14 protein-coding genes are annotated in these 24,972 nt (G+C 35.3%); 11 read left to right on the top strand and 3 right to left on the bottom strand.

Annotated features, from left to right (window positions below):
• Positions 1-383: 383 nt before the first annotated feature.
• The 3 genes from JNL75_00865 to JNL75_00875 are packed head-to-tail and all read right to left on the bottom strand — an operon-like array spanning position 384 to position 4,002.
• Complete coding sequence (locus JNL75_00865) at positions 384-1,730, bottom strand: VWA domain-containing protein (GenBank protein ID MBL7788365.1); 1,347 nt, start codon at positions 1,728-1,730, stop codon at positions 384-386.
• Between the two features lie 26 nt (positions 1,731-1,756).
• On the bottom strand, positions 1,757-3,154 hold the full coding sequence (locus JNL75_00870; GenBank protein MBL7788366.1) for a VWA domain-containing protein: 1,398 nt from the start codon (positions 3,152-3,154) through the stop codon (positions 1,757-1,759).
• 11 nt (positions 3,155-3,165) lie between these two features.
• Positions 3,166-4,002, bottom strand: a complete 837-nt coding sequence (locus JNL75_00875; GenBank protein ID MBL7788367.1) for a transketolase — start codon at positions 4,000-4,002, stop codon at positions 3,166-3,168.
• Between the two features lie 693 nt (positions 4,003-4,695).
• Here JNL75_00875 and JNL75_00880 point away from each other — a divergent pair.
• The 11 genes from JNL75_00880 to JNL75_00930 all read left to right on the top strand — a co-directional run bounded on the left by JNL75_00880 (position 4,696) and on the right by JNL75_00930 (position 24,970).
• Positions 4,696-5,349, top strand: a complete 654-nt coding sequence (locus tag JNL75_00880) for a hypothetical protein (protein ID MBL7788368.1) — start codon at positions 4,696-4,698, stop codon at positions 5,347-5,349.
• On the top strand, positions 5,333-12,643 hold the full coding sequence (locus JNL75_00885; protein MBL7788369.1) for a gliding motility-associated C-terminal domain-containing protein: 7,311 nt from the start codon (positions 5,333-5,335) through the stop codon (positions 12,641-12,643). The genes JNL75_00880 and JNL75_00885 overlap by 17 nt, the downstream gene beginning before the upstream one ends.
• Before the next feature lie 54 nt (positions 12,644-12,697).
• Positions 12,698-13,597 carry a 1,4-dihydroxy-2-naphthoate octaprenyltransferase gene (menA, locus tag JNL75_00890; GenBank protein ID MBL7788370.1) on the top strand — a complete coding sequence of 300 codons (900 nt, stop codon included), beginning with the start codon at positions 12,698-12,700 and terminating at the stop codon, positions 13,595-13,597.
• Between the two features lie 21 nt (positions 13,598-13,618).
• Positions 13,619-14,644, top strand: coding sequence for an o-succinylbenzoate synthase (locus JNL75_00895; protein ID MBL7788371.1), 1,026 nt, complete (start codon positions 13,619-13,621; stop codon positions 14,642-14,644).
• Positions 14,645-14,654: 10 nt separating this feature from the next.
• Positions 14,655-15,266: a DUF4230 domain-containing protein gene (locus JNL75_00900; GenBank protein ID MBL7788372.1), complete on the top strand. Its 612-nt coding sequence runs from the start codon at positions 14,655-14,657 to the stop codon at positions 15,264-15,266.
• A gap of 38 nt (positions 15,267-15,304) precedes the next feature.
• Complete coding sequence (locus JNL75_00905; GenBank protein ID MBL7788373.1) at positions 15,305-15,895, top strand: L,D-transpeptidase; 591 nt, start codon at positions 15,305-15,307, stop codon at positions 15,893-15,895.
• Positions 15,896-15,912: 17 nt separating this feature from the next.
• Positions 15,913-17,211 (top strand): alkaline phosphatase family protein, encoded by a 1,299-nt coding sequence (locus JNL75_00910; protein ID MBL7788374.1) that lies wholly within the window; start codon positions 15,913-15,915, stop codon positions 17,209-17,211.
• Between the two features lie 471 nt (positions 17,212-17,682).
• Positions 17,683-18,069, top strand: coding sequence for a protein kinase (locus JNL75_00915; protein MBL7788375.1), 387 nt, complete (start codon positions 17,683-17,685; stop codon positions 18,067-18,069).
• Positions 18,063-21,281 carry an AAA family ATPase gene (locus JNL75_00920; protein ID MBL7788376.1) on the top strand — a complete coding sequence of 1,073 codons (3,219 nt, stop codon included), beginning with the start codon at positions 18,063-18,065 and terminating at the stop codon, positions 21,279-21,281. Before JNL75_00915 ends, JNL75_00920 begins: the two co-directional genes overlap by 7 nt.
• Before the next feature lie 66 nt (positions 21,282-21,347).
• Positions 21,348-22,787, top strand: coding sequence for a GAF domain-containing protein (locus JNL75_00925; protein ID MBL7788377.1), 1,440 nt, complete (start codon positions 21,348-21,350; stop codon positions 22,785-22,787).
• A 17-nt stretch (positions 22,788-22,804) separates the two neighbouring features.
• Positions 22,805-24,970: a hypothetical protein gene (locus JNL75_00930; GenBank protein MBL7788378.1), complete on the top strand. Its 2,166-nt coding sequence runs from the start codon at positions 22,805-22,807 to the stop codon at positions 24,968-24,970.
• Positions 24,971-24,972: the final 2 nt, after the last annotated feature.

Consider the following 24,972-nt stretch of genomic DNA (forward strand, 5'->3'; position numbering starts at 1 on the left):
TATAGATTATGCATATTCCCAGAGATATAGATGCTAGCAATTTGATAAAAAAGCTTTAAACCTGAATTACACCGCTACAAGACAAAAAGCAAGTCATATTAGATTGTCTAATAATCGAAAACCACAACATCATATTGCTATACCCAATCATCGACCAATTAAATTGGCACTTTGAATGCTATACTAACTGATATCGCTATTCAAAATGATATGTCTAAAGTAGATTTAATTAAACTGCTTTTTGAATAGTTAGGGCTTACTGAAAAAATCTCTTTCAATACCTTTTTATCGACTCGATTGTATAGTTGTTGCATACTATATGAGTTTTTAAAAGTGAAATAAAGAGACAAAAGTAGGGAATATACTTCAATAAATTAAATAATCTACAACGCCACATTCACAATAGAAAACGAAGTAACATCAAATGCTTTTTCAAATGTGGCATGAATGGTAATTGATTTTTGAGAGCGGTATATAATTTTATATTTGCCTGGTTGTAGAGAAATGGACTCAATATTTTTATGAGTGCTTAGGCTCATGCATTTTTCCAAAATCCCGTTTTTATAGTTATAAAGATCACCATAAATATCGGAGGAATAAGTAATATTCAATAATCCAGGTGCAGGTAAAATAATTTCATGAGTCTTAGTTTTCTTTATATTCAAATTAGCATAAGACTTAGCTGGTACCGTATTGAGTGCCAATTTATAATCTCCTTCTAGTATATCGATATTAGATGGCAAGTAAAACTTATCTAGTAAATTCGTATCCTGATATATCAAACCTAAAGGATTGTCATAAATTTTTCCTGAACTATTGTCCCATTTGACATCCAAGTTGCCTTTTGGATAATCAACAGTTATAAAATTGTGAACGTATTTTTTGAGTTTGACATTACGCACCCAAAGAGGTGGAACACAGTGAATTTTTATATCAACCGAATCATAGTTGCCAGTATTAATCGTATCAGGCATTTGGCTGACTCCTAAGTGATGATAATACGCAGCAATAAACTCCTTATTCTTAGCATTATAAATAGTGAAAGGGATATTGGATTCACTTATTTTTTTATCACCATTTTTTAAAAACAAAGAGAAGCTTCGTCTGTTTGCTATATTAATAAAGGAATTGTATAACTCCTTTTTGAAGTCTTCTTTATTCCTAGCATTTTTAAAATCACCAATACAATGCAAATGTTGGATTTCCTTGGGGTCAATGTTCAAACCTACGATCAATGGTTTAATGGAAATACGAAAATCAAGCAATTTCTCTGCCATTGCACATGGATTGCGATTGCAGGTTTCATACCCATCTGTAATGAGAATAATGACATTCTTTTTGCTATTACATCCTAAATCCTCCGCTGCTTGTTCTAGCGAATAGGTAAGCGGCGTAGTTCCCTTATACTGAATAGTTTTAAGTTTGGCTATTATTTTTCTAGCTGAATTTTCCTCAATAGGTACTTCTAGTTTAGAGTCAAAGCAATCATTGGCTGATACAGGAGAATTGTGACCATAGACTCGGAGTCCCATTTCTACATTATAATTTTTTTGCAAGAAATAGGCAAATTCTTCTATCGTTTTTTTAGCTATCTCCCATAATGGTTTATTATCCCACCGCTGTCCCATACTATGAGAGGCATCAAGAAGAAATAGAACTCGAAATCTATCTTCGGGTTTATTCTGACAGGTATCAGACTGACCTAAACATGCAGGTGCAGACAGTAACAATACACAAAAAATAATTACAACTCTCACTAGGGTTCTATAAGAATATTGGTTGTTTGATTCTCGATAATTTTTAAAGCTCTATACTTGGTATTCTCACTATGTGCGATTCTATTTTTAAACAATAAATAATAGTCTCCAATAGCCAAATCTAAGGTAGTAACCACATCATTATTAAACGTCAAAACCTTTTCCCAGCTTTTATTATACAGTGTCATCAGCTCCTTATTTTCACGTTTGACTATAAGGGTTCCGCGCGCACCTGTGGCCATTTCATAAACAGAACCTTCTTTCAAATTGACTGGAGAATAGCGCACCATTGGGTGCATATTGTAGTCAATTATCATTTGACTATCTACCCAATGCATATTGGAGACTAAGCCAGTGTGCCATTGGTTGAAGTTCCACTCTTTTGGTCTTAGCAAATACTGATTGCGTCTATTTTTATATGGATTGTTATATTTTATCTCACCAGTTATAACCGGTATAGTATAGTGTTGGTGTTTGCCTTTCGTAATAGAGAAGTTTGGCACATAGAAGGATGGGTTAGAATGCACGAGTAGAGCATATTGATACTGGGGATTGATATTAATTGTATCTTTAGTACGCCGGGTATTGGAAGTGAAAATCAAATTATGCAAATCGATTCGAGAACGCGTATCAATGATAGAAAAGGGAACATAGTATGGATAGCTAGTACTATCACTTTTTATAAAATGTATTGTCAAGGTTGTCTTTACAGCTACTTCAGTTAGAATCGTTTGAACCACTTGCTTGAAAACTTCCTTATTCTTAGCATCGATATATTTCCCGATACACTCTAGATTTTGACTTTCCAAGGAATCTATTCCTAGGCCTATGATATAGGGATTGATAAAAATATTTTTTTCGCGGAGCCTTGTTGCCACTTCGCAGGGATTCCCATTGCAGTTTTCGAGACCATCTGTTATAAGAATGATAATATTTTGCGTTTTCACATCATCTCCAAAGTCTTTTTCACTCTCAGCTATGGAGTATGCCAAGGGGGTATAACCCTTGGGGGAAAACGCTTTGAGTTGACTGTTTACTTTTTCAAAGGTCAATTCTTTAGAGAAAGGTATTTCCAGTTTAGTATCATCACATCGCTGTTGAGTTTTATGGTATTGGTGACCGAGCACCCGAATCCCAATTTCGAAATCCTTATTTACTTTTTCAAAACTATCGATAAGACTAGAAAGCGTGGTAATAGCCATTTCCCATTTGGTCTCTGACTGCCATCGCTCATTCATACTACCAGAGCCGTCAAGTATGAATAAGACACGTTTATTGAAAATCTGAGACTCTTCCTGACTCGTCAAATTAATACTAAAAAAAAGAAAAATGAGCACCCAAACTTTGCAATAATTTGACAAGTTAAGTATGGAATAGAATGACGAAAAATAATTCAAAAACCTAAAATTTAAAAATCAGCTAGCGAACTGGGCAGTTGTGCCATTGCCGCTTCAAATTGCTCTTTATTGGGTGGCGAACCATGCCATTTGTGATTATTTTCCATAAAGTCCACTCCTTTGCCCATTATAGTTTTCATCAAAATACAGAGCGGCTTTTCCCTATAGGAAAAGTTTTTTGCATTTAAAAGAGTCGTTCTCAATTGGTCATAATCATGACCATCGACCTCTATCACCTCCCAGCCGAAGCTCAACCATTTCGCATTGAGATCACCCAAACTCACGACACTATCAACTGTGCCATCAATCTGCTGACCATTCCAATCTATGATTCCGACAAGATTATTGACCTTATTACTAGCTGCAAACATGGCTGCTTCCCATACTTGACCTTCCTGCAATTCACCATCACCCATCAAAACAAATACAGTCTTGTCTTCCCCGTTCATTTTCTTTGCCAAAGCATGACCACAGGCAGCGCTAAGCCCTTGACCCAGAGAGCCTGAAGCAATGCGTACATGATCTAAATGCTCTGCAGTGGTGGGATGACCTTGAAGTCTGGTATCTATTTTTCGAAATGTGTTTAATTCTTCTAAAGGTATCAAACCTCTTCGTGCCATGGTACTATACCAGACTGGAGAAATATGTCCATTGGATAGATAAAAAACATCTTGGTTCTTACCCGTCATATCAAATTTTTCTGAATAGTCCATTACATCAAAATACATTGCAGTAAAAAACTCTACACAACCCAAAGAGCCGCCTGGGTGACCACTTTTGACATTATAAACCATGTGAAGGATATCCCTGCGTATTTGTGTTCGAATTTCTTGATGGGAATTAGACATAAAATTGATTTTGAGGCAAAATTAAGTCTTTGAATTCATTATGAAAAATAACTTATCCACGCTTTTGGTAGTTTAAGGTTAAAAGTCTATATAAGGTCTGCTGAAAAACTAGTCAATTCAATGAGACTTGGAGTCGAAGCCTAATTTCTAATAAAACAAGTGCAAGATAGAATAGAAGTAATTTCAATGTTTTCGTCGAAAAACCTTGCAGCAAATTTCTTAAACCACATAGGCACATAGCATTTTTAGTTAAGGTGCTGTTTTTATAAGGAAACATTTATGATAAAGAAAAAAGTATAGATCGCTAAAGCGCTACCACAATAGAATGAGGTCTATGTTCAAGCGGTTTATCGCCTATGTCTTACTTATTTTCCTATGTTCCTATGTGGTTAAAAAAATGTTGTGAGTTTAACAGTAAGCCCTATATATAGATTCGAATGTATCATATTGATATCTATTACTTGGTTTGGAGTAATTGTCCACCTTAATTCTTTTAAGTAAGACATGTAAAAATGAACATATGGTTTATGATAAATAAGTTAAAATTCGATTTGTTTAGTTTAAGAATGAATTCGCTGAACAAATCAATTTGCAAATGCTTGATTTCGTGATTTTTACTATTTATTTTATATTTCTATATTTTCTATAGAATGTTTAAATTTGTGGGTTAAACAAAAGGTAAAATTTGAACGGTTGACTTTAAGAGCAAGCATTATAATAGTATGTATTTTAACATCCATAGCCTTATGGGGTCAAGATAGTTTTGGTATTAGTTATGGCCAAACTTTTTCACTAGGACGATTGGCTGATAAATATCAGTTTGAAATTTCGCATCAAGGCAGAAAATTTATTTTAGAAGGCAACAACTTCAATTCGTTTCGATTTGACACGCCAGGAATATATACTATTCAGAGTAGAGAAATTATCAACTCAAAATATTTTGGTAAAAAAATATTGCAGGATGAACATGACAATCTGCCTAGCAATTTTGTTATTTATGTGGATTCTATTCAATTCGAATTTGATTCAGAGAGCATTGCAGCATCTGATATTCTTAGTAAAGGTAAAAATATAGGAGGGACAGAATTGTATATCGAAGTGGAAATTAAGAATTTCTATTCTACTCCAATTTCCTTTCCATCAAAGGTATTAAAGGTCAAGGCAGCAGGGATAGGTGCAGCAGTGGATGGGGTACTCGTAAAAACCATCCTATTGAATAAGCCTCATCGATTCCGATTCGTATATTCGCTCCAAGGTCAATTTAATGAGCGTGGATATATTCAGTTCGATTTTGAAAAATTTAATGGTCAACTATCTCCAATAGGCTGGCGTGAAGAAATTAAGTAATTTACTTAACTTTTGGAGATGGATTGTTTTATGCATCTTCTCCATTTCCTACTCTACAGCCAAGAGTCAATGTCGTATTGAGTGTAATACGAATGCAGGAATTTATTCGGACAACAATGCTCGTACCATTGCTTATGACAATATGGGCTCGGGTTTTCATTCGACCTTTGTTTCAGAGAAAAATGGATTTAGAGTATGGGGTGAAAACATGCAGAATAATGGTACAGGTCATCACTTATCACCTGTAACAATCAATAGTACTAACTACCCAGCCTTGACTGGAACTGTTTATTTCGTTGGAATTGGTTCTGAATGGGCGGGAAATGTTCAACTCATCGTTTTAACATCAACTGGTTTATTTGCAAGTGGAACACCTGGCGCAGTTCTTAGTACTGGAATAAAATCTACCAATACTTTTTCAAAATTGACTATAAATGGGAAAACTGATGGATTACCATCTGGAATTATACCTGATAGTGTAAAAATGATGTTTGTTTGTGCTGAAACTATCATCATTACTACCTGTGGAGGAAGAGTATTTGTCCTAGCACAAAGCGCTCGTGTAAGAGGAGACCTCAGTGTAAGCAGCAGTTCAGCTAATACGTGGAGTCAAGTGATGCGAGCTGCTGGGCAACCTTTAACCAATATCATTGCGACACGAGGAACGGATAGAGCTGCCTTTGCGTTAGCTGCAGATTCCACTATTTGGACATGGGGAGATAATGTTTTACTAGGCAATAGCACTGCAAGAGTCAACAGAGATTATGCTAGCCAAATGACTAAACCAAGCGGCCTGGGTGGCATTAAGATGATTCAAATGACAAATTTCAATTTCAATTATACCTTTAACCAAACTTCATACTATGTTCTAGGGACGAATAATAGAATCTATTCATTAGGTGAAAATAACAATGGGCAATTAGGCGACAATACTACTACAAATAGACTAGCCTGGGTCAATGTACTCAATCCCAATGGAACCACTGTAACAGATGCTACATGGATTACAGCCAATGAACACGACCCCAATTTGCCTAACTTAGGCTTTATACGTTCGAATGCCCAAATGGTGACTTGTGGAAACAATTCGATAGCCATGATAGGTAGAGTCAATGGCACAGCGACTTTAATTGGAGCTACAAATCACCCAGATATTCCGAGTGGTATAAATTCGAATGACACTATTTTATTCTGTGAAATTGGCGGGCATACCTCATCTTACATAAAATATAATACTCTTCGATATGGTTATGTTGGACATAGAGTGAATGGTTCAGTAGGAGATAATAGCGCAGTGAACAGTACATTAACTAGTGTCAATTTTGTGATACCACCTATTATCAATGTGTGTGGTACCCGCTGTGATACTCCCCAAATATATGGCAAACCATTTAACTGCAATGATAGTGTTATGTATTTTGTCATTAAAAGTAAATCGGGAAATAAGGTAAAATATGAAATCAATAATAATCCAGCAGATAGTGTGATTATTGGTATTTCCGACTCTGTAATTCTAACCTTAACGAATATAGGCGCTAGTCAAACCTTGAAGATTTTAAAAGTAGAAAATATTGCATGCAACCTTTCTGTTGCGGTTAATGACACCTTGAAATTTACTACCCGAAAAGATAGCTTTAGAACCATTTGTAGTAATCAATCGGTAGTATTTAATGGAAATATTCTCAATACTACAGGCGTCTATCGTGATACTTTTATAAACTCAAAAGGCTGTGATAGCTTCTTAGTGCTGCATTTAACCGTCAATGATACCACCAAAAAAGATTCCTTCCTCGCTATCTGTCGCTACAACCCGATTGTATTCAATGGACAAACTGTAAGTACTAGTGGGGTTTATCGAGATACGTTCATCAATGCCCGTGGTTGCGATAGTTTCCTCTATCTGCATTTAACTGTGAATGATACTTCGCGCAAAGATAGCTTCCGAACAATTTGCAAAAATCAACCGATTATTTTCAATGGAAATAGTTTGAATGTTTCTGGAATTTATCGAGATACGTTCGTAAATTCAAAAGGATGTGATAGCTTTTTAGTTTTGAACTTGACTGTGAATGATACGACCAAAAAAGATAGTTTTAGAACGATTTGTAAAAATCAATCGGTGGTGTTTAATGGACAAACTTTGAATAATAGTGGCGTCTATCGTGATACTTTCGTGAACTCAAAAGGCTGTGATAGCTTCTTGTATCTCCATTTAACAGTCAATGATACTACCCGAAAAGATAGCTTTAGAACGATTTGCAAAAATCAGTCAGTGGTATTTAATGGACAAACCTTGAATACCACAGGAGTCTATCGTGATACTTTTGTGAACTCAAAAGGCTGCGATAGCTTTTTGGTTTTGAACTTGACAGTCAATGATACCACCAAAAAAGATTCCTTCCTCGCTATCTGTCGCTACAATCCGATTGTATTTAATGGACAGACTTTAAGTACTAGTGGGGTTTATCGAGATACGTTCGTCAATGCCCGAGGTTGCGATAGTTTCCTCTATCTTCATTTAACTGTTAATGATACTTCGCGCAAAGATAGTTTCCGAACGATTTGTAAAAATCAACCGATTATTTTCAATGGAAATAGTTTGAATGTTTCTGGAATTTATCGAGATACGTTCGTAAATTCAAAAGGCTGCGATAGCTTTTTGGTTTTGAACTTGACAGTCAATGACACGACCAAAAAAGATAGCTTTAGAACGATTTGCAAAAATCAGTCAGTGGTATTTAATGGACAAACCTTGAATACCACAGGCGTCTATCGTGATACCTTCATGAACTCTAAAGGCTGCGATAGCTTCTTGTATCTGCATTTGACCGTCAACGATACTACCCGAAAAGACAGCTTTAGAACCATTTGTAAAAATCAATCGGTAGTATTTAATGGAAATATTCTCAATACAACAGGCGTCTATCGTGATACTTTTGTTAATGCCAAAGGCTGCGATAGTTTCTTGGTGCTGCATTTAACCGTCAATGATACCACCAAAAAAGATTCCTTCCTCGCTATCTGTCGTTACAACCCGATTGTATTTAATGGACAGACTTTGAGTACCAGTGGGGTTTATCGAGATACGTTCGTCAATGCCCGAGGGTGCGATAGTTTCCTCTATCTGTATTTAACTGTGAATGACACTTCGCGCAAAGATAGCTTCCGAACGATTTGTAAAAATCAACCGATTATTTTCAATGGAAATAGTTTGAATATTTCTGGAATGTATCGAGACACCTTTGTCAATGCCAAAGGCTGCGATAGCTTCTTGGTTCTTAACTTGACAGTCAATGATACGACCAAAAAGGATAGCTTTAGAACTATTTGTAAAAATCAATCGGTGGTATTTAATGGAAATATTCTCAATACAACGGGTGTTTATCGGGATACCTTCGTTAACTCAAAAGGCTGCGATAGCTTCTTGTATCTCCATTTAACAGTCAATGATACTACCCGTAAAGATAGTTTTAGAACCATTTGCAAAAATCAACCCATTACGTTTAATGGAAATATTCTCAATACTACAGGTATATATAAAGATACTTTTGTTAATGCGAAAGGTTGCGATAGTTTCTTGTATCTGCATTTGACAGTCAATGACACCACTAAAAAAGATTCCTTCCTCGCTATCTGTCGCTACAACCCGATCGTATTCAATGGACAGACTTTGAGTATCAGTGGAGTTTATCGAGATACGTTCGTCAATGTCCGAGGGTGCGATAGTTTCCTCTATCTGCATTTGACCGTGAATGATACTTCGCGCAAAGATAGCTTCCGAACGATTTGCAAAAATCAACCGATTATTTTCAATGGAAATAGTTTGAATATTTCTGGAATTTATCGTGACACTTTCGTCAATTCAAAAGGTTGTGATAGCTTTTTGGTTCTGAACTTGACAGTCAATGACACGACCAAAAAAGATAGCTTTAGAACGATTTGCAAAAATCAGTCAATGGTATTTAATGGACAAACGTTGAGTACCACAGGCGTCTATCGTGATACCTTCATGAACTCTAAGGGCTGCGATAGCTTCTTGTACTTGCATTTGACCGTCAACGATACTACCCGAAAGGATAGCTTTAGAACTATTTGTAAAAATCAGTCAGTGGTATTTAATGGACAAACCTTGAATACCACAGGCGTCTATCGTGATACCTTCATGAACTCAAAAGGCTGCGATAGCTTTTTGGTTTTGAACTTGACAGTCAATGATACCACGAAAAAAGATTCCTTCCTCGCTATCTGTCGTTACAACCCAATCGTATTCAATGGACAGACTTTAAATACCAATGGTGTTTATCGAGATACGTTCGTCAATGCCCGAGGTTGCGATAGTTTCCTCTATCTGCATTTAACTGTGAATGATACTTCGCGCAAAGATAGCTTCCGAACAATTTGCAAAAATCAACCGATTATTTTCAATGGAAATAGTTTGAATATTTCTGGAGTGTATCGAGATACTTTTGTTAATGCTAAAAGCTGCGATAGCTTTTTGGTTTTGAACTTGACAGTCAATGATACGACCAAAAAAGATAGTTTTAGAACTATTTGTAAAAATCAATCGGTGGTGTTTAATGGACAAACTTTGAATAATAGTGGCGTCTATCGTGATACTTTCGTTAACTCAAAAGGCTGTGATAGCTTCTTGTACTTGCATTTGACCGTCAACGATACTACTCGCAAAGATAGTTTCAAAACCATTTGTAGAAATCAATCGGTAGTATTTAATGGAAATATTCTCAATACAACAGGTGTCTATCGAGATACTTTTGTGAACTCAAAAGGCTGCGATAGCTTTTTGGTTTTGAACTTGACAGTCAATGATACCACCAAAAAAGATTCCTTCCTCGCTATCTGTCGCTACAATCCGATTGTATTTAATGGACAGACTTTGAGTACTAGTGGGGTTTATCGAGATACGTTCGTCAATGCCCGAGGTTGCGATAGTTTCCTCTATCTGCATTTAACTGTGAATGACACTTCGCGCAAAGATAGCTTCCGAACAATTTGCAAAAATCAACCGATTATTTTCAATGGAAATAGTTTGAATGTTTCTGGAATGTATCGTGACACTTTCGTAAATTCAAAAGGCTGCGATAGCTTTTTAGTTTTGAACTTGACCGTCAATGATACGACCCGAAAAGATAGCTTTAGAACGATTTGTAAAAATCAAATGGTGACTTTCAATGGACAGAATCTCAACACTACAGGTATTTACAAAGATACATTTACAAACTCTAAAGGTTGTGATAGCTTCTTTTATCTGCATTTGACCGTCAACGATACTACCCGAAAAGATAGTTTCAAAACCATTTGTAAAAATCAATCGGTGGTGTTTAATGGAAATATTCTCAATACTACAGGTATATATAAAGATACTTTTGTTAATGCGAAAGGCTGTGATAGTTTTTTGGTGCTGCATTTAACCGTCAATGATACCACAAATTATTTCTTTACGAAAAGTATATGCCAAGGTGATAGTTTTTATTTCAATAGTAACTTCCGTTTAAATAGTGGAAATTTCAAGGATACACTAATAAATATAGCTGGTTGTGATAGCTTTGTTTATCTTCAACTTACTGTAAATCCATTGCCCATAGCCAATGCAGGAAGAGATACTATAAGAATAAATTGTTCAGGAGATAGTGTTCAGCTCGGATCTGCCTCTATACCAAATCATAGCTATCGGTGGTTCCCCGACCTTAATTTAAGTAATGGTAGAATTGCTCAGCCCTATTCAAAGGTCGCAAACACAACGACTTATTATATGACTATTATGAATGACATAACTAATTGTGAAAATACAGATACTATCAAAATTACAGTTCGTGAAAGCCAAATGGTAGTCGAGTCTATAACATATAATCTCAAATGTAAAAACAGCCGAGACGGTATGATAAACTTACAAGCGAAAAAAGGGTTTGCTCCTTATCAATATAAGCTTTCCCAAATGGTCTATCAAGATTCAGGCTTGTTCAAAAATTTACCTGCGGGCTTTAACCAATATACTGTGAGGGATATGAAGAGTTGTTTGTTTTCTGATACATTTAGCCTTGCAGAACCCACCGCTATCGAGACAGTAAGTAAAATTCGGAAACATTTGACTTGCTATCAAAGTAATGATGGTGAGATAGAAATAATAATTTCTGGAGGAACTCCTCCTTATAGTTATCTATGGACTCCGAGCGGAGATAAAGACAGTGTTCTTAAAAATCTATCTGCTACCACTTACAGTTTAGTTTTACTTGACTCAAACAAATGCTATTACACGGATACGGTAGTATTGAGCGAACCACCGCCCATTGTGATTCAAGATACTATTCAAAAAAGAAATCCATGCTTTGGTGATTCCTTAGGAAGTATCGAAGTGAAATTAGCAGGTGGAACTCAACCCTATCGTTATTTATGGTCCAACGGTAAACGGGAACCTAAAATTCAAAATTTGAAACAGGACACTTTTTATTTAAAGGTTACGGATACAAACAATTGTATAGAAAACTTTAAAATTCCTTTAATAAAAGATCCGATGCCTCTTTTATTTGATAGTTTAGGCAGTGAAATGCTCAATTGTCAAGATTTCACTAATATCAACCTGAGTGGTATAGGTGGAACCAAACCTTATGTCTATAGTATAGATTCTGGTATATCATTTAGATCACAAAAAATATTTAGAGTATCCGAGGCTAGATTGTATCATGTTCAAATAATGGATGCGAATAAATGTCTCACTAGAGATACACATCGTGTAAAGGGAACAGAAAAAATAGAAATAGAAGTATATCCAAAAGATACCGTAGTGGGAATGGGAGAGCCTGTCGAGTTAGGTTATAGATATATCAAAGGTGATTCAACCAAGGTGCAATCTTTTATTTGGAAACCTGGAGATGGTTTGAGTTGCACAGATTGTCGAAACCCTATTGCTACTCCTTATGTACCAATGATATATACTATAGAAGTAATCTATAATGACAATTGTTATCACTCAGATAATGCTCGCATTCGACATACCCTAGATGAATTATTTATTCCAAATGCCTTTTCTCCAGATGGACCAAATATTGAAAATCAAACTTTACGAATTTACTCCAACAATATATACAAAGCTAAGTTGAGTATATTTAATCGGTGGGGAGAGAAAATCTTTGAATCACTTGAAGCACACAGAATTGGCTGGGATGGCACATATAAAGGTAAGAAATTAAACTATGATGTCTTTGTATATTCTGCTGAAATCATTTATTTAAGTGGAAGAAAAGTGGTTAAATCTGGTGAGGTTACCTTAATTAGATAACACTCATACTTAAATTTTATAAGTGATTAATTGATATTTAAATAAGTTTGCGTAATGAGTCAGTTCAAGTCTATTCTCCACGCCTCACGATTGCGAACCTTACCCTTAGCCTTATCATGTGTCATTACCGGAAATGCTATGGCATTTTATTTGGGAGCTTTTCAGTGGCGTATTTTTATCTTGACTATCCTTACCACTTTGCTATTGCAGATTATATCCAATTTTTCAAATGATATTGGTGACAGTGAAAAAGGTACAGATAATGCTGAACGTATAGGTCCACAAAGGACTATACAGAGTGGGATACTAACTCCTGACGAACTAAAAAAGATACTAAAAATTACAATAGCTCTGGCATTGCTTTCTGGTATTACCCTCATTCTCAATTCAAATATTTTATGGTGGGAAAAGCTTATATTATTTCTCCTTGGACTAATTTCTTTGTGGGCTGCAGATAATTATACCAAAGGAAATATTGCATATGGTTATCGTGCATATGGTGATATTTTTGTGTTTCTATTTTTCGGAATACTTGGTGTTGTTGGCTCCATGTTTCTCAATGTACATCAACTAAATAATGCCGCCGTTCTTCCAGCAATAGGCATAGGTTGCTTGACCACAAGTATTTTGCACCTCAATAACCTTCGAGATATGATCAATGATGCTAAATATGGTAAAATAACTATGGCAATTCAGTTTGGTTATGAAAATTCAAGAATTTATTTTATTATTTTGATTCTCATCGGAATCTTTAGTTGGGCTGGATATGTGTTTACACAAAATATTACCAATTGGTTTAGCTATGCCTATTGGATTGGATTTATTCCTTTTATTTTTATTCTCTTAAAATTTTTAAAGATAAAAGAACTCAAAGACTTTGATTTATTACTCAAACCTACTGCATTGGCTACTTTCTTTTTGTCTATATTATTTTTCATTTCACAAGTTTTATAACTACGCTTCAATCCAAGTAGAATGGCTAAAAAATACTCTTGTGAAATCATTCCTTATGAACTTCAGTTTCATAAACCAGCGACTACCTCTCGCAGTACTATGTCTTATAGGAAAATTTGGACATTGAAAATTATGGATAACTTCGGAAGAGATGGTTTTGGTGAAATAGCCCCATTAGAAGGATTAAGTGCGGAATTAAGTTTAAATTTTGAAGAAAAACTCATAGAAGTCGCCAATAATATTGAATACTTTTTAAATCATAAACCTGAATTATTGGATTATCCTTCGATACTTTTCGGGATAGAATCTGCATGGCTCAGCTACAAACACAGAGACTTTATTTTTTATAAAACACCATTTACTCAAGGCAGCAAATCTATTCCCATCAATGCTCTCGTATGGATGGGTGACTACGATGAAATGAAATCACAAATAGATTCCATTTTAGAAAAGGATGTCCATTGTATCAAATTAAAAATAGGTGGAATAGATTTTGAAAAAGAGATTGAGTTATTAAAACATGTTAGAAAATATAGAAATGAGAGAACACTAAGTATAAGGCTAGACGCCAATGGAGCTTTTCAACCAAAAGAAGCCTTAGAAAAATTAAAACGACTTAGCGACTATCAAATACACTCTATAGAGCAACCTATCAAGCCTAATCAATTGGATGAAATGCAACATCTCATTCAAACATCACCTATTCCTATCGCTTTAGATGAAGAGCTCATAGGAAAAAATACCTATAAGGAAAAATGGTCGTTACTTGAACGATTGCAGCCGCATTACGTAGTCCTGAAACCTTCTCTGCATGGTGGATTAATGGGTAGTGAAGAATGGATTTTCATAGCGAATCAGCTCAAAATAGATTGGTGGATAACCTCCGCCCTTGAGAGCAATCTTGGGTTAAATACTATCGCGCAATGGTGTAGTAAATATGAAAAGTGTTATACTATGCCTCAAGGATTGGGAACAGGGCAATTATTTACCAATAATTTCCCCACCAATCTCGTGACAGAAAATTATAAGCTTTCAATTCTAAAATAAAATGAATCAAATGGTATTTTTAAAGGGATTTTTTGTTGGTCTTCTCGTCATGGGAGTCTTATTCTTTATGTATAAAAAGTTTATGTCGAAAAATACCGATGTAGAGATTGAGGCAACGACGATTATGAAATCCGTTGAATCCATTTCCAAATTGATGGTACTCGAAGGGAATTTTACGGAGACCTATACCTATCAAGAAAGGTCCAAAGTTTTTTTCGATCTCATACCTCAGGAGAAAAAAGCGATTGTGATATTAGATGCCAAAGTGATTGTTGGTTATGATTTAAAGAAAATGGTCATTTTTGTCGATAAAGAAAATAAGAGAGTAGTCATAGAAAAACTTCCTGATGAAGAAGTCAATATTATCCCAGATTTAAAGTTCTATGACATTCAAGCCTCCACATTTACTAGTTTCACTAAGGATGATATCAATAAAGTACAAGCGGATGCAAAACAGAAAATAGAACAGCAAATAGAAAACAGTTCGCTCAAAATACAAGCCAGGCAGCGCTTGATAGAGAATCTAGGTTCATTGGTCAATGTTTCCAAAGCTATAGGCTGGACTGTAGAAGATAAGACAAATTCAATTCTTGACGAGATTCCTAATATTAGTTCGCATTAATATTTAAACACTTCGATTCATTAATTTCTAACATCAATATGATTCGTTTCATCGCTTTTATTTTCATTTTACTTCTCTCGTTATCTTGTCAAGAGAAGCGTGCACTAGACTTAGTTTCTAACAATAAAGAAGCTGAAGAAAAACTAATCAATTATGATAAGAAACTCAGTCAGCTTGCTCAAAATATGAAGATTACCACCATTCAGATCTCTAAATCAAGATATAGACTATATGCTTATCATAAAAATTTGGTAGTAAAAAGCTATCCCGTCGTATTTGGATTTAATCCTATAGATGACAAATTAATGGAAGGGGATGGATGCACTCCAGAGGGTGAGTTTAAAATCAAAACGAAATATCCGCATAAAAAGTGGTCGAAATTTATTTGGCTAGATTATCCCAATGCGCAATCTCAAAAAAAACATGAAGAGGCTAAAAAAGCAAAGTTAATTCCTGCCAAAGCGATGATAGGAGGCAATGTAGGGATTCACGGAGTGCCTTATATGACAGATATTTCCATAAGTCAGCGTGTCAATTGGACACTGGGTTGTATCTCGCTAAAAAATAAAGATATCGATGAACTGTATTCATACGTGGATAATAATACGGAGGTCAAAATTTATAAATAATTCTAAATTCAACTATAATGAAACTGTTTTTAAAACTATGTTTAGCTGCTTTTGGTATCATTTCCACAACCTCTGCCCAATCTCTAAAAAATGGCCCTATGCTAACCTATCTAGCTATGCGTGAGACTGCCATCTGGGTGCAAACGGATAAAGAGGCAGAAGTCCAAATGAGATACTGGAAAATAAACAATCCACAGGAAAAGTTTCTGAGTAAAAAGGTTGATACCAAGCATGAATCAGCCTATACAGCTACACTGACGACTTCTTTACTAGACCTAGATACTGAATATGGATATGAAATTCTCATAAATCAAAAGGTGATGAAATCATATCCAAACCAAAAATTTAAGACCAACAAAATCTGGAGATGGCGCACGGATGCTCCTGATTTCAGTTTCTTGACAGGAAGTTGCAATTATGTCAATGATACAGCCTATGATCGTCCTGGAAAGAGTTATGGCGGAGATCACCATATATTCACCAATATGGCCAAAGAGTCTTCTAATTTTATGCTATGGCTAGGAGATAACGTCTATTTGAGAGAAGCAGACTATGATAGTAAAAGTGGAATACAGTATCGATATACCCATACACGAGCACTACCTGAGCTGCAAGAACTATTGAGAGCGACCCACCACTATGCTATCTGGGATGATCATGACTATGGACCGAATGATGCCATAGGTACTTACCAATTGAAAGATGTTACTTTACAAACTTTTAAAGATTTTTTTCCTTCAAACCATTATGGAGTTGCCAATGGACAAGGAATCACAAGCTATTTCGAATGGTCGGATTGTGCGTTTTATCTTTTGGATGATCGTTGGTTTAGGACAACTAAAGGCAAAGATGGTGCAATGCTAGGACAAGAACAATTATCTTGGCTTATCGAATCACTCAAAAGCAGTGAAGCACGATTTAAGTTTATAGCAGTTGGTAGTCAAATTCTCAATTCAGCTAAGGTTAAGGAAAATCATAGCAATTATGAAAATGAGCACGCTTCTCTATTGAGGCAACTCGATGAAAATAATATCAAAGGCGTTATTTTTTTAACAGGCGATAGACATAATTCTGAAATCAGTAAATTTACCACCAGTGATGGCGACATTTTTCATGACCTCACAATATCGCCTCTCACCTCAGGCTCAACTGCAAATCCCAATGAGCCTAACACCCTCCGAGTAGAAGGAAGCTATATCGGTGGAAAAAGAAACTATGCCCTCATACAAGTAGTCGGAAATAAAGCCGAAAGACGAGTAGAAGTCATCTATAAAGATAAGGATGGAAAGGAATTGTATAGGTATGTGATTAGGTAGGGATTATTACATTTCTAAATTGAGTTATCATCACACCATCAAATAATGCACCGAATGTTCGTCTTTTTGTGTGAGGAAAACAGCTTTAATTTGTATTAGTTTAGCTAAAATATCCTCAGTATAATGACGAATAGTTAGCAGTTTTAGATTAGCCTTGACTTTTATTTCAAAATCTTCTTTCAAATCTTCCAGTATAAGTTCATTTTTACCAAGCTTATTGCATCGTAATAAAAATTCGGTAGGGATTCAATTCGCCATTTCATCCACAGGCTTTACTGACAGAGTGCAAGTTAGCTCTTTATTGTCAAAAAATAAAATTTTTATTGAAATTTGGATTTAATACTATATCTTTTCTATGCAATAAAACGGCATAGTTAAAAAAATAAATTAGTTTTGCGTATATAAACATTTGAGGTTATGTTAGTTTAGGCTTAAACCTTTTATTTTAGAAGTATCAAAAATGTTTACTTTATGATAGAAAAACTTATATACGAAAGTAAAAAATCCAAGATTTATTTTCAGAGTGAAAGTGAATGGGGAATCCCCGTTTTAGTGAAAATTTGTAATTATGAGTTTCCAACACCCAAAGAAATTGCTCAGTTTTATAACGAGTTTGATTTATTAGAAGGACTCCATCTCAAGCATACCAGAAATGTACTAAAAAAATCAAAAGAAAAGAACAGACACGCCATATATCTCGAATGGATAGAAGGCAATACTATCACTGAAATATTTAAAAATAAACAAGGCGATATTCTTGATTTTTTACATATAGCTATTGCATCCTCGAGTGCCTTAGCAGAAATACACCATAATGATATCATTCATAAAGATATAAGCCATTTAATTTATTGGTAAATTTACAAGAGAGGACGGTTAAAATCATCGACTTTGGGATTTCATCACGAATAGATTTAAAACAGCACTCCATAAGTAATCCAGAGACATTAGAGGGCACTATCACTTATAACTCCCCTGAACAAACGGGTAGAATGAATCGTAAAGTAGATTATAGAACTGATCTCTATTCACTTGGGGTTACTTTCTATGAAATGTTATATGGACAGCCTCCATTTGTCTCTCAAGATGTCATGGAACTTGTTCATAGTCATATTGCGATAACCCCTAAGGAGCTAAATCAATTGAATCCAAGCATTCCTAAACCAATTTCAGATATCATCACTACACTTCTATCCAAGAATTCAGAAGATAGATATCAATCTGCAGAAGGATTAAAGCACGATTTGGAGATTTGCTTGCGTGAATATGAAAAAACTAAACAAATACCTAATTTTGAGTTAAGACAAAATGATTATTCAGGCAAATTTGAAATTCCTCAAAAATTATATGGAAGGGAGAGTGAAATTAAATCTTTATTAAACTCATTTCATAATTGTACACTTGGAACACAAGAAATAGTATGGGTCGCTGGATACTCAGGAACTGGGAAGTCTGCGCTCGTGAGAGAAGTTCACAAGCCAATAACGCAAAAAAAAGGTTATTTTATCGAAGGTAAATATGATCAGTTTCAAAGAGCCATGCCCTATTATGCCATCCTTCATGCTCTAGGTGAATTCATCAATATTATTCTAACAGAAAAGGAAGAGAAACTAGCACTATTTAAGGCGAAAATTCAAGATGCTGTAGGGAGCGAAGGGAAAGTCCTTACAGATGTTTTGCCACGGCTGGAGCTTATCATAGGAGAACAAGTATCTGTTCCAGAATTAGGAGGCGCAGAGGCGCAGAATAGATTTAACTATATCTGTAAAAAATTTGTTTCGGCAATTTCTTCAAAGGACCACCCTTTGGTTTTGTTTATTGATGATTTGCAATGGGCAGATTCTGCTTCTATAAATTTATTGGATGTATTGCTCTCAGACAAATCGAATGGGTACATTTTATTTATTGGAGCCTATCGGGATAACGAAGTGAATGCAAGCCACCCTTTTGTTCTACTCCAAAATGAATTGGGTGAGAAGGGTATAAATATGTCAAGCATTCATGTCGAGAATTTAAATCTAGAAAATTTAAATGATTTGATTTCGGAATCTGTAAATGAGTCCAAATCTATAACACGACCACTTGCAGAGCTGGTTTTTTCAAAGACTCAGGGAAATGCATTTTTCTCAACACAATTTTTAAAAACTTTATTTTCAGAAAAACTATTACAATTCAATTTTGCAAATAATAAGTGGCAATGGGATATTGAAAAAGTTAAACTACAAAACATTTCAGACAATGTAGTAGACCTCATGGCCAATAAGACTAAACAATTTACAGATGAAACCCAGGTATTGCTCAAAATAGCTGCTTGTATAGGGAATCAATTTTCATCCAGTGCCTTAGCGATTATCAGGAAAAAAGAAATCTCTGTAATTCACCTAGATTTATTTGAGGCTTTGAAAGAAGGGTTTATAATACCTGCAGGTGAAAACTTTCGTTTCTCGCATGATAGAATTCAACAAGCCGTTTATTCAACAATTCCCGATAATGAAAAAAATAGTTTACATCTAAGTATCGGAAAACTTTTATTAGAGAATATCTCCGAAGAAGAAAAAGAAGAAAAACTATTTAGTATTACAAATCAATGGAATTGTGGAAAGGAATTAATCACATCCGAAGAGGAGAAGGAACAGTTAGCATTGTTAAATTTGGAAGCTGGAGTTAAAGCGAAACAAAGTTCGGCTTTTAAGCCAGCACTGGATTATTTCGATACAGGAATTAGTTTGCTGAAACATGAACCATGGAAGAATCAGTATAAGCTCACGATTGACTTATATACCTATGCTATGGAAGCAGCCTATCTCAACGGAGACTTCAATGCCATGGATCAAAAGTATAAAGAAGTATTGGCTAATTCAAAAAATCTGTTAGAAAAGGTAAAACCATATGAAATTAGAATTCTAGCATATAAAGCAGAAAACAAATTAATTGATGCTATTAATACAGGAAGGGAGCTTCTGGCTCAATTAGGAGAGACATTCCCTACTAAAGCAAGGCTAGTTCATGTCATGTATAATTTATTGAAGATAAAATTAATGCTCTTTAGGAAGGATAATTATAAACTGGAAAATCTTCCTACAATGACCAATGAACATAAAATAGCTTCCATGCGCATTCTAGCCGACATAGCTTCTTCTAGCTATTGGGCAGTGCCTACATTTTTTCCATTGGTCATTTTTCGAATGGTGGAACTTTCATTAAGATATGGCAACACAGCAGTATCATCGTTTGCATTTGCTACCTATGGTGTTATCATGTGCGGTGTATTAGAAGATATGAAATCAGGCTATTCTTTCGGAAAGTTAGGCCTTGTTTTATTAGATAAATTCAAAGCTAAAGAATGGAAAACTCAGGTATTTACTCCTATTTATGCTTTGATCAATATATGGAATGAACATGTGCACAATACATTAAGACCACTGCAAGAATCCTATCATATTGGATTGGAAACAGGAGCCATCGAATTTGCTTGTATCAATACAAACATTTATTGTATCAATGCATATCTCAGTGGGAAACCATTGCCTAGACTTGAAATAGAAACCAAAGCTTACAGTGATAGTTTCAAGTCATTTAAGCAGGAGACGAATTACAATTACAATGAGGTTTATCGCCAGGCAATGTTAAACTTTATGGGGAGATCTGCATCCCCTATAGTTTTGACAGGTGAAGCCTATGATGAGGAAAAGATGATGAATCAGAATACGGAAAGAAACGACAAAACCGGAACTTTCTTTATTCATTTCAACAAAATGATATTGTGTTATTATTTCGAAGATTATGAAAACGCTTTGCATCATTCCGCTCAGTCTAGATTGCTTTTGGAAGCAGTTTTAGCTAAGTTTGAAATACCAAATCATCATTTGTATGAATCGCTCATTATGTTAGCCCTTTATCCAAAAGCTAATAGAACTAATCAGAAACGTTATATGAGTTCCATTAAGAGCAATATGAAGAAGATGAAAAAATGGGCAAAGGATGCTCCAATGAATTATCTTCACAAATACGACCTGTTGGATGCTGAGGTTCACAAGGCTCTGGGTGAAACGAATAAGGCTCGATTATAGTATGACAAGGTCATATCTGGAGCAGCTAGTTCAAGCTATACTCACGAGGTAGCCCTTTCGTATGAATTGGCAGGAAAACTCTATCTGAGCTTAAACTCAGAAGATTTAGCAGAGTTTTATTTTAAAGCAGCATATAATGCATATCGAGAATGGGGAGCCGATGCTAAACTCAACCATTTAGAGCAATCATATCCAAAATATGTTTCTGGCGTGCAAAGACAAGAGTCTACTTTAAGTCAAAAGTCAGTGGTGAAGTCTACCACTTCTATGGTACAAAGTACAGTGCTAGATATCACATCAGTTCTCAAGGCAGCTACTGCTATCTCAGGGGAAATTATTCTTTCTAAACTATTGAATAATTTGATGAATGTCGTTATTGAAAATGCAGGCGCACATTATGGTTTTCTAATTTTAGATAGAGATGGTGAATTGATGATAGAAGCGATGATCAATAAGGAAAACCACGACACGAATATCTTAGATCATATTTCAATAAAAAACACAGAACTCCTATCAGAGGCTATCGTAAACTATGTCAAGCGAACAGGTGAAAGTATCGTCATCAATGATGCTGCGAATGACAATCGGTATCACAGTGATCCTTTTATATTAAAAAATAAGTCAAAATCAATTCTGGCACTTCCAATATTCAACCAAGGTAAATTTATTGGAATTCTTTATCTCGGTAACAATCTAAGTATTGGAGCATTTACCCAAGATCGTATAGATTTATTATCTCTTCTCTCAGGTCAAATAGCCGTCTCTATAGACAATGCTATCCTTTATGATCAAATGGAACAAAAAGTAAAAATTCGCACATCAGAACTAGCGGAAGAAAAAAGGAAATCAGATGATTTATTGTACAATATTTTACCTATAGAAACGGCAGAAGAGTTGAAACGAGATGGAAGAACTAAGCCAAGAGGTTATGACAATGTAACGGTTCTATTCACAGACTTCAAAGGATTTACTATGATATCTGAAAAATTAACAGCCGAGGAGATTGTAAATGAGATAGATTTATGTTTTGGAACCTTTGATAAAATAATGGAAAAATATAATTTAGAAAAAATAAAAACAATAGGAGATGCTTATATGTGTGTCGGTGGACTGCCTGTTCCTAATTCTACGCATGCCTTAGATGCCGTGAAAGCGGCTATCGAGATAAAAGAATGGGTGCAGCAACATGGAGATTATTGCAGACAAAGAAATCTTCCTGTATTTGAGATTAGAATAGGACTCCATACTGGACCAGTAGTTGCAGGAGTTGTAGGTTCCAAAAAATTTGCTTATGATATTTGGGGCGATACAGTAAATATTGCAAGTAGGATGGAATCCAGCGGTGAACCGGGTCAAATCAATATTTCCGGAGCTACCTACAATCTGATTAAGAATTATTTTCAATGCAAGCACAGAGGAAAGGTTCAAGCAAAGAACAAAGGAGAAATTGATATGTATTTTGTAGAAAGAGAATTAATGAATGGGGAAAGACAAAAAGCCAGCTAAATCAAACACAAATTTTTATGACTAAGGAAGAAATCAAAAAAATTGTCGAAGAATGTTATAATAAGACTAAAATTATATATACCGATAAAGGAAAATTTTTCGATCCGAAACTAAAAAGTATTAATCATTTAGAAGTTGGCAATTCAAAAATCATCAATAGTTGGCTTACTATACTAATTGAATTTTTTATTGCATTTTTAACAAGAATTTCAAAACGAATAAAGCAATGGTGGCATAGAATGACACCACGCAAGGATATCATCTATGGAACTGATTTTAATAGCACAGTAGTAGGAAGAATCACATTCGGCAAAAGGAATGATTTGGCGATTCCTATTCATAATAAGCGAGTGGAATTATGGGTGAGGACTCGTTTGTTTCAATGGAGAAAATTAAGCGCTGGACGAACAGATCGAAATGGATATTTTGAACTACCATTTGATTTTATAGCGGCACGCAATTGGTGGAATCGCGCCAATCTGCGATTTGAAATATATGAAATGACGGGGCTAGTAACAATAGGTGGGAAACTACAACCAAATAAGAAACTCTTTAAGACTTTATTGATTCCCAAATCTGATTTGATAGGAATGAGCTATAGCCTGGGAGTTATACAACTCTTTTTTTGGGAATATAGAGACGACACTAGAATACCTAGGGTATTCATAAAGAACCATGATGAAGACGCACCTGAGGAGTATACCGAAGGTAGGACGGTGTCTATGAGTGAACAATTTATCCCTATAGAATTGACCAAACAAAAACATCTCTTGCAAATTCGGCGAGAGCCAGAATCTATCAATTTGCAAACAATACAGGATGATTATCCAGAGAACTTGACCGTAGCCATCGAAAAAAGACTTCCTGGATATACTCGTGGAGATGACTGGTTCGGAGAACGGTTTATGAATGGAATGAGTATGGCTACATTTATTCCTGACACAGAGAATCCAGCTCACTATTGGATCAAGTTTTTTGGAGCTGGATTATATGAAGTCAATGAAGAATATGCATTTCCTACTGCTAAAATAAAATTTAAATTAAAAGAAGATGGATTGCCTACTCCTATTGAAATAAGACTCATAGGGCCTTTAAATGCTATAAACAAAGACCCATATGAGGAGCATGTCTATACACCTCAAGATGGTGAAAAATGGCTACAGGCAAAACGAGCAGCCAGAGTCACAAGCGCATTATGCGGTGAAATAGATCAGCATTTGGCTGGCACTCATCTCAATACGGAACAATATTCTATCGCAGTTCATAGGAATTTAAGACTCAATCCTATTGCTCGACTTTTATTGCCACATGTAAAAGAAGTAGCTTTGATAGATCATTCGGCAGATAAACTCTTAATAAAAGATTATCTACCAAACGCTACGGCATTGACGACTAACTCACTTTTACAGCGCGCAGAAGATCTTTTAGGTTTTCAAGATTGGAAAAATTGGCAACCTATGAATCCAATATCAGAGGCACATACCTATGCAAAGGCTGAAACACTTTTTTGGAATGTATTGAGAGAATGGGTGGATCTTTTTGTTGAAGAAAATGATGAAGAGATTAAAAAGTATTGGTACGAAATTTACTTATTTAGTAAGGATCTAGTTTCTCACTCCGTTCCTCTATATGGTTCAAACCTAGATTGGGAGACATTATCTGATCTGGACAAAAATTATCTCAAAGAACGAATCGAATACCTCAGTCAAGAGTATCGAATAAATTTCAATAGTCCGCGAGAGAAAGTTGATAATATAACAAAAGTAATTTCCCCCGTAACGCTTTCTGAAGAGTATAATCCCAATTCTAACGATTGGCAAAATTTGAAAGATATGTGTTGCTATGTAATAATGACGGCTACCTTCCTGCATACTTGGATCAATGAACATCAATATGAGGATATAGGTGAAGTATTATATAGTTGTTTAGGACTGCGATTTGGAGAGAAAGAACAGGGTATTATGTCCCCAGAATCAGACTACAGTATAGCACCAGACCTCACAAGAAGTACACAGATGATGTGGTTTAGCAATTTTCTATCAAGAACGGAATATGGATTTATCGTGAAGAATGAAGATGGCGATATGGATCCTCGATTGATAGAAATGTTTTTAGCTAAGAAAGAAGAATTTAAGAAATACAATGTAGCAATAGACCAAATTGAATCACGCACTAATATTTAACA

It is taken from the genome of Chitinophagales bacterium (assembly GCA_016787225.1).
Lineage (GTDB): Bacteria > Bacteroidota > Bacteroidia > Chitinophagales > JADJOU01 > CHPMRC01.

Excerpts from the sequence above, each read along its gene's own strand:
- JNL75_00875 (MBL7788367.1), bottom strand. The coding sequence starts at position 4,002 with ATGTCTAATTCCCATCAAGAAATTCGAACACAAATACGCAGGGATATC.
- menA (MBL7788370.1), top strand. The coding sequence starts at position 12,698 with ATGAGTCAGTTCAAGTCTATTCTCCACGCCTCACGATTGCGAACCTTA.
- JNL75_00895 (MBL7788371.1), top strand. The coding sequence starts at position 13,619 with ATGGCTAAAAAATACTCTTGTGAAATCATTCCTTATGAACTTCAGTTT.
- JNL75_00900 (MBL7788372.1), top strand. The coding sequence starts at position 14,655 with ATGGTATTTTTAAAGGGATTTTTTGTTGGTCTTCTCGTCATGGGAGTC.
- JNL75_00905 (MBL7788373.1), top strand. The coding sequence starts at position 15,305 with ATGATTCGTTTCATCGCTTTTATTTTCATTTTACTTCTCTCGTTATCT.
- JNL75_00910 (MBL7788374.1), top strand. The coding sequence starts at position 15,913 with ATGAAACTGTTTTTAAAACTATGTTTAGCTGCTTTTGGTATCATTTCC.
- JNL75_00915 (MBL7788375.1), top strand. The coding sequence starts at position 17,683 with ATGATAGAAAAACTTATATACGAAAGTAAAAAATCCAAGATTTATTTT.
- JNL75_00930 (MBL7788378.1), top strand. The coding sequence starts at position 22,805 with ATGACTAAGGAAGAAATCAAAAAAATTGTCGAAGAATGTTATAATAAG.